This window comes from Streptomyces roseicoloratus, from assembly GCF_004117935.1.
Taxonomy (GTDB): Bacteria; Actinomycetota; Actinomycetes; order Streptomycetales; family Streptomycetaceae; genus Streptomyces; species Streptomyces roseicoloratus.
Genome location: NZ_SDOY01000016.1, coordinates 20926 through 27406 on the forward strand (window position 1 = coordinate 20926; position 6481 = coordinate 27406).

Annotated in this window: 5 protein-coding genes and 1 pseudogene; 4 read left to right on the forward strand and 2 right to left on the reverse strand. The window is 74.5% G+C overall.

The window, feature by feature from the left end; all coding sequences use genetic code 11:
• Positions 1-25: 25 nt before the first annotated feature.
• A pseudogene (locus ESG85_RS01555) lies at positions 26-1547 on the forward strand (GNAT family N-acetyltransferase).
• Here the strand turns inward: ESG85_RS01555 and ESG85_RS01560 are convergent.
• On the reverse strand, positions 1486-2694 hold the full coding sequence (locus ESG85_RS01560) for a trans-sulfuration enzyme family protein (protein ID WP_128976190.1): 1209 nt from the start codon (positions 2692-2694) through the stop codon (positions 1486-1488). The pseudogene ESG85_RS01555 and the gene ESG85_RS01560 sit on opposite strands and share 62 nt — an antisense overlap.
• A 66-nt stretch (positions 2695-2760) precedes the next feature.
• Here ESG85_RS01560 and ESG85_RS01565 point away from each other — a divergent pair, with 66 nt between their 5' ends.
• The 3 genes from ESG85_RS01565 to ESG85_RS01575 all read left to right on the forward strand — a co-directional run bounded on the left by ESG85_RS01565 (position 2761) and on the right by ESG85_RS01575 (position 5747).
• Positions 2761-3258: an Lrp/AsnC family transcriptional regulator gene (locus ESG85_RS01565; protein WP_128976185.1), complete on the forward strand. Its 498-nt coding sequence runs from the start codon at positions 2761-2763 to the stop codon at positions 3256-3258.
• A gap of 49 nt (positions 3259-3307) precedes the next feature.
• Positions 3308-5026, forward strand: coding sequence for a DUF885 domain-containing protein (locus ESG85_RS01570; RefSeq protein ID WP_181018931.1), 1719 nt, complete (start codon positions 3308-3310; stop codon positions 5024-5026).
• A 271-nt stretch (positions 5027-5297) separates the two neighbouring features.
• Positions 5298-5747, forward strand: a complete 450-nt coding sequence (locus ESG85_RS01575) for an Lrp/AsnC family transcriptional regulator (RefSeq protein ID WP_128976187.1) — start codon at positions 5298-5300, stop codon at positions 5745-5747.
• On the opposite strand, the gene ESG85_RS01580 is transcribed toward ESG85_RS01575, so the two are convergent.
• Positions 5737-6481, reverse strand: a 745-nt coding sequence (locus tag ESG85_RS01580) for an SbcC/MukB-like Walker B domain-containing protein (protein WP_281287977.1), incomplete at its 5' end; no start/stop codon positions are given. The two genes, ESG85_RS01575 and ESG85_RS01580, sit on opposite strands and share 11 nt — an antisense overlap.

Below are 6481 nucleotides of genomic sequence, written 5' to 3' on the forward strand. Positions count from 1 at the left end.
GGGCCACAGTGAGGTCATGACCGACATGACGCCCACGAAGAACACCCGCCGCGGCCACCACTGGCGGCACGACCTGATCGAGCTCGCGGCCCTGTTCACCGCCGTGGTGGTGGCCGACACCATCGCCAAGACCGTCGCCAAGGGCCCCGACGGTCCGTACCTGCTGGTGTTCTCGGCCATCGCGCTGGTCGCCACGGCCGCCTTCCACACGTGGTGGGCCCGGCGGCACGGTCACGCGCCGCCGGAGGACGATCCCGGCGGCAGCGGGGCACCCGCCCCGCTGCCGCCGGCCGCCGCGTCCGGCGAGGACCCCACCCCCGTGGGGGACTCCGCCGGCACGGCCCTGTGGCGCATGCGGACCACGGTCCGCGACACCCCGGGCAGCCTGGCCGCGCTGTGCACGGTGCTCGCCCGGCACGGCGTCGACATCCTGACCCTGCAGACGCACCCGCTCGCCGAGGGCGGCACGGTCGACGAGTTCCTGCTGCGCGCACCGGCGGAGCTGCCGCCGGAGGTGCTCGCCCGGGAGATCACCGCGGCCGGCGGCACGGACACCTGGACGGAGCGCGCCGACGCCCACGACCTCGTCGACACCCCGACCCGGCTGCTCGGCCTCGCCACCCGCACCGCGCTCGACGCGGCCGAACTGCCCCTGGCCCTGCGTCAGCTGCTCGGCCGGTGCACCATCCGCTCGGTGCCACCCGTCTCGCTCAGCGGCCGCCCCACGGGTGCCCCCCGCGCCCGTGGAGGGCGTCCTGGAGGAGACCGCGATGCGGCTGCGCGACCCGAACGGCGGCACGTTCGTCATCGAACGGCCCCATCCGCCGTTCACGCCCACCGAGTTCGCCCGGGCCCGCGCCCTGGTCGAGCTCGACGCCCGGCTGGGGCCGCGCCTCCCGCGCGGCGGGGACGTACTGACCCTGCCCGAGGGCGACGACATCACCGTGCGCCGGGCCGACCAGCGCGACCTGCCCGCCGCGCGGTCCATGCACGACCGCTGCTCCCCGCGCACCCTGGCCCTGCGGTATCACGGCCCGGTCGGGGACGCCGGCCGCTACCTCGACCATCTGCTGAGTCCTCGCTTCGGCCGGACGCTCGCGGCGCAGACCGCCTCCGGCCGGTTCGTCGCCCTCGGCCACCTGCTGTGGGACGGCGACGAGACCGAGGTCGCCCTCATGGTCGAGGACGACTGGCAGCGGCGCGGCATCGGCTCCGAACTCCTCGGCCGGCTGGTGGCGATGGCCGAGGAGGCCGGGTGCGAGAGCGTCTACGCGGTGACCCAGTCCTCCAACACCGGCATGGTGGCCGCCATGAGGGCGCTGAACCTGCCGCTGGACTACCAGATCGAGGAAGGCACCCTGGTCATCACCGCACGGCTGACCCCGAGCCCGTCCGCCACCGCGCCGGAGGCGGACGCAGGCGCCGGCGCGGACGCGGGCGCCGGCGCGGACGCGGGCGCCGGCGCGGGCACCACCGTCGACGCGGTTACGCCCGGACGGGCTCGGCCGCGGCCCGGCGCGGGGCGGTCGCGGCAGAGCCGGCGCTGAGCGCCTCGTCGAGGTCCCGCCAGAGGTCCTCGACGTCCTCCAGGCCGACGGACATCCGCAGCAGACGGTCGCCGATCCCGCCCGAGCGGCGGTCCGAGGGGTCGACGATCCGGTGACTGATCGAGGCCGGGTGCTGGATGAGGCTGTCGACGCTGCCGAGGCTGACCGCCGGCGTGATCAGCCGTACCCCGGCGATCACGTCGTGCGGGTCACCGAGCACCTCGAAGGAGATCATCGCCCCGCCGATCCGCGGGTAGTGCACGCGCTCGACCCGGGGGTCGGCGGCGAGCCGGCGGACCAGTTCGGCGGCGGTGGCCGAGGCGGCCCGCACGCGTACCGGAAGCGTCGAAAGCCCGCGGAGCAGCAGATAGCCGGCGAGCGGGTGGAGCACGCCGCCGGTCGCGAAGCGCACCTGGCGCAGGGTGCGGGCGAACTCCTCGTCGCAGGCGACGACGCCGCCCAGTACGTCGCCGTGGCCGCCGAGGTACTTGGTGGCGCTGTGCAGCACGATCCGGGCGCCCAGCTCGACGGGCCGCTGGAGCACCGGCGTGGCGAAGGTGTTGTCGACGAGCAGCGGCACCGATCCGCAGGCGTGGGCGAGGGCGCGGATGTCCGCCTCGGCGAGCGTCGGGTTGGCGGGCGACTCGACCATGACCAGGCCGGTGTCGGGGCGGAGGGCGTCGGCGACGCCGGCCGGGTCGGTCCAGGTCACCTCGGTGCCGAGCAGTCCGGCGTCCAGGAGGTGGTCGCTGCATCCGTAGAGCGGGCGGACGGCCACGACGTGGCGCAGCCCCTGGCTCGCCCGGGCGAGCAGCACGGCGCTGAGGGCGGCCATGCCGCTGGCGAACGCGACCGCCGCCTCCGCGCCCTCCAGGCGGGCGAGGGCCGTCTCGAAACGTGCGGTCGTCGGGTTGTCGAGCCGGGCGTAGATCGGCGGGCCGTCCGGGCGGGCGCCGGTGGTGGCGAACTCGTCGATGCGGGCGGCTTCGGCCCGCGCGTCGGACGAGGGGTAGGTGGTGGACAGATCGAGCGGCGGGGCGTGCAGGCCGAGCTCGGCGAGGTCGTCGCGGCCGGCGTGCACGGCTTCGGTGGCCAGCGCCCTCGTGGGGGCCGGCGAGGAGGAGGATGCGAAAGCGTCCCTGGTCATGTCCATGAGGCGCACTGTGAACGAATACCCGGGAGTAGCGGGAAATCGCCGTGCTACGTTCGGCCAATGGCTGATTCCGTCGAACTGGACGCGGTCGATCTGCACATTCTTCGCCTGCTGCAGAACGACGCCCGGAGCACCTATCGCGAGCTCGCCGCCGAGGTGGGCGTGGCTCCCTCGACCTGTCTCGACCGGGTGTCCCGGCTGCGGCGCACCGGCGTGATCCTCGGACACCGACTACAGCTGAATCCAGCCAAACTCGGCCGCGGTCTCGAAGCGCTGCTGCTCGTCCAGGTCCGGCCGCACCGGCGCGAACTCATCGGGCCGTTCGTCGAGCGGGTACGGGCCCTGCCGGAGTCCCGGGCCCTGTTCCACCTCACGGGACCCGACGACTATCTGGTCCACGTGGCCGTCGCCGACCCCGCCGACCTGCAACGACTCGTCCTGGACGCCTTCACCTCACGGCGTGAGGTGGCCCGCGTGGAGACCCGGCTGATCTTCCAGCAGTGGGAGTGCGGGCCTCTTCTGCCGCCCGTCCCGGGCGCTCATTTGTCAGCCGACTGATCTCGAACGAGGGTGACGCGGGCACGGTGAACGGGCCAGGATGACCCCCATGCCAGAGTCTTCCACCACCGCGCTGCCCCGCCAGGTCGCCGACGACTACGTCGACGCGCTCATCGAACTCGACCCGATCACCGGCACCTACCTGGGAGTTCCCGAGAGCGCGGGCCGTCTGCCCGACTTCTCGCCCGCCGGGCAGGAGGAGGTCGCCGAGCTGGCCCGGCGCACCCTCGCACGGCTCGACGCGGCGGAGCGCAGGCCTGGCGCCGAGGACGAGGCGGAGCGGCGCTGCGCCCGGCTGCTGCGCGAACGGCTGTCCGCCCAGCTCTCGGTGCACGAGGCGGACGAGGGCCTGTGCGCCGTGAGCAACCTGCGCTCGCCCGCGCACAGCGTGCGCCTCTCCTTCACGATGCTGCCGACGGCGACGGCGGAGGACTGGACGGCCGTCGCCGCGCGGCTGCGCGCGGTCCCGGCGGCTCTGGAGGGCTACCGCGCCTCGCTCGCCCTGGGTCTCGACCGCGGCATGCGGGCGGGCCCGCGGGCCACCCACACCTTCGTCGGGCAGCTCACCGAGTGGGCCTGCGGCGGCGCCGCCGGGCCGGACGGGGCGGCGCGGGGCTGGTTCGCCGGGTTCGCGTCCGGTGCGGCCGACACGCTGCCCCGCGAGCTGCGGGACGAACTCGCGGCGGCGGGAGGGGCCGCCGACCGGTCCGTGGTCGCACTGCGCGACTGGATGCGCGACGTGTACGCCCCGGCGGTCGCCGACGCCCCCGACACGGTGGGCCGCGAGCGCTACCGCCGCTGGGCGCGCTTCTTCAACGGCACCGACCTGGACCTCGACCAGGCGTACGCGTACGGCTGGTCCGAGTACCACCGCCTGCTCGGCGAGATGCGCAAGGAGGCGGACCGGATCCTGCCGGGCTCCGACCCGTGGGAGGCGCTGGCCCACCTCGACGTGCACGGCGCCCACATCGAGGGCGTGGACGAGGTACGGGACTGGCTGCAGGGCCTGATGGACGAGGCGATCAGCTCACTGGACGGCACCCACTTCGAACTCGCCGAGCGGGTACGGCAGGTCGAGTCCCGGATCGCCCCGCCGGGCGGGGCCGCCGCCCCGTACTACACCGGCCCCTCGGAGGACTTCTCGCGCCCCGGCCGGACCTGGCTGCCGGTCGACGGACAGACCCGCTTCCCGGTGTACGACCTGGTGTCGACCTGGTACCACGAGGGCGTGCCGGGCCACCACCTGCAGATCGCCCAGTGGGTGCACGTCGCCGACCGGCTCTCCCGCTACCAGGCCACCATCGGCAAGGTCAGCGCCAACACCGAGGGCTGGGCGCTGTACGCGGAGCGGCTGATGGACGAACTGGGCTTCCTCGGCGACCCGGAGCGCCGGCTCGGCTACCTCGACGCGCAGATGATGCGGGCCTGCCGGGTGATCGTGGACATCGGCATGCACCTGGAGCTGGAGATCCCGGCGGACTCGCCGTTCCACCCCGGCGAGCGGTGGACGCCGGAGCTGGCGCAGGAGTTCTTCCAGCGGCACAGCAGCCGGCCGCCGGCCTTCGTGGAGAGCGAGATGACCCGCTATCTGTCGATGCCCGCCCAGGCCATCGGCTACAAACTGGGCGAACGCGCCTGGCTGCTCGGCCGCGCCAACGCCCAGGCCAAACACGGCGAGGCCTTCGACGCCAAGGCCTGGCACATGGCAGCCCTGTCCCAGGGCCCGCTGGGCCTGGACGACCTGGTGGACGAGATCTCCCGGCTCTGAGAGCGACGGGGGCGGCCTGGCCCCGGGCGCGCGGCCGGGCCGGGGCCTCGGTGCGCGGCCGGGCCGAAGCCTCCGGTGCGCGGGCGGGCCGTAAGGTGCCGGGCCCGGCACGGGCCTCCTGCTCCCGACCTCACGGCCCCCGGGGGCCGCGGTGCGGCCGGGCACGGCCGCCGGCGCCCCGGCCCGTGGTTCCTGGCGCTCGGGCCCGGAGGATGAGACGAGCCCGGCGAGGACTTGAAGTCTCGCCGGGTTTCCGTGCATCGTCGCGCTCATGACCAGCGGATACATCCCGGACGCCACGGACTGGCGGATCCTCGACGCCCTTCAGGCCCAGGGGCGGGCCAGTTTCGCCGAGCTCGCGCGGGCCGTGGCCATGTCGCCTTCGGCGGTGACCGAGCGGGTGCGGCGTCTGGAGGAGGCCGGGGTGATCGCCGGGTACACGGCGATCGTCGACCAGGAGCGGCTCGGACTCCCGATCCTCGCGTTCGTCCGGCTGCGCTATCCGAACGGCAACTACAAGCCCTTCCACGACCTGATCGACGCCACCCCCGAGGTCCTGGAGGCGCACCACGTGACCGGCGACGACTGCTTCGTCCTGAAGGTCGCCGCCCGTTCCATGCGGCACCTGGAGGAGATCTCCGGAAAGGTCGGCACGCTGGGTTCGGTCACGACGAGCGTCGTCTACTCCTCGCCGCTCCCCCGCCGTCCGATCAGCCGCTGAGGGCGTCGCCTCCGGTGCGCAGCCGGACGGCGGAGCCGTGCCGGGCCTTGACCACCTCCAGCTGGGCCGGGATGCGCCGGCGCAGGTCGCCCACGTGGCTGACGATGCCGACGCTGCGGTCCCGCTCGCGCAGCGAGTCCAGGACGTCCAGCACCTCGTCGAGGGTCTGGTCGTCGAGGCTGCCGAAGCCCTCGTCGATGAAGAGGGTGTCGAGCCGGACGCCGCCGGCCTCGTCGGTGACGACGTCGGCGAGGCCCAGCGCGAGGGCCAGCGAGGCGAAGAAGGTCTCGCCTCCGGAGAGGGTGGCGGTGTCCCGCTCGTTGCCCGTCCAGGCGTCCACCACGTGCAGCCCGAGGCCCGCGCGCCGGCCGCCGCCGCTGCGGGCGTCGGAGTGCACCAGGGTGTAGCGGCCGGAGGACATCCGCTGGAGGCGGGCGGTCGCGGCGGCGGCGACCTGTTCCAGGCGGGCGGCGAGCACGTACGCCTCCAAGCGCATCTTGCGCTCGTTCTCGGCGGCGGTGCCGGCGGTGAGCGCGGCGAGCCTGGCGACCCGTTCGTACTCCTCGCGGAGCGGGCCGAGCCGGCGCACCTCGGTGTCGGCCTGCCGGGAGAGCCGGTCGAGCGCCTCGCACCGTTCGCGTACGGCGGCGAGCGCCGTGTCGGCCTCGCGCAGGGCGCGTTCGGCGGCGGTGTGCGCGGCGTCGGCCGCCGCCGGGTCGGCGGGCGGGAGCGCC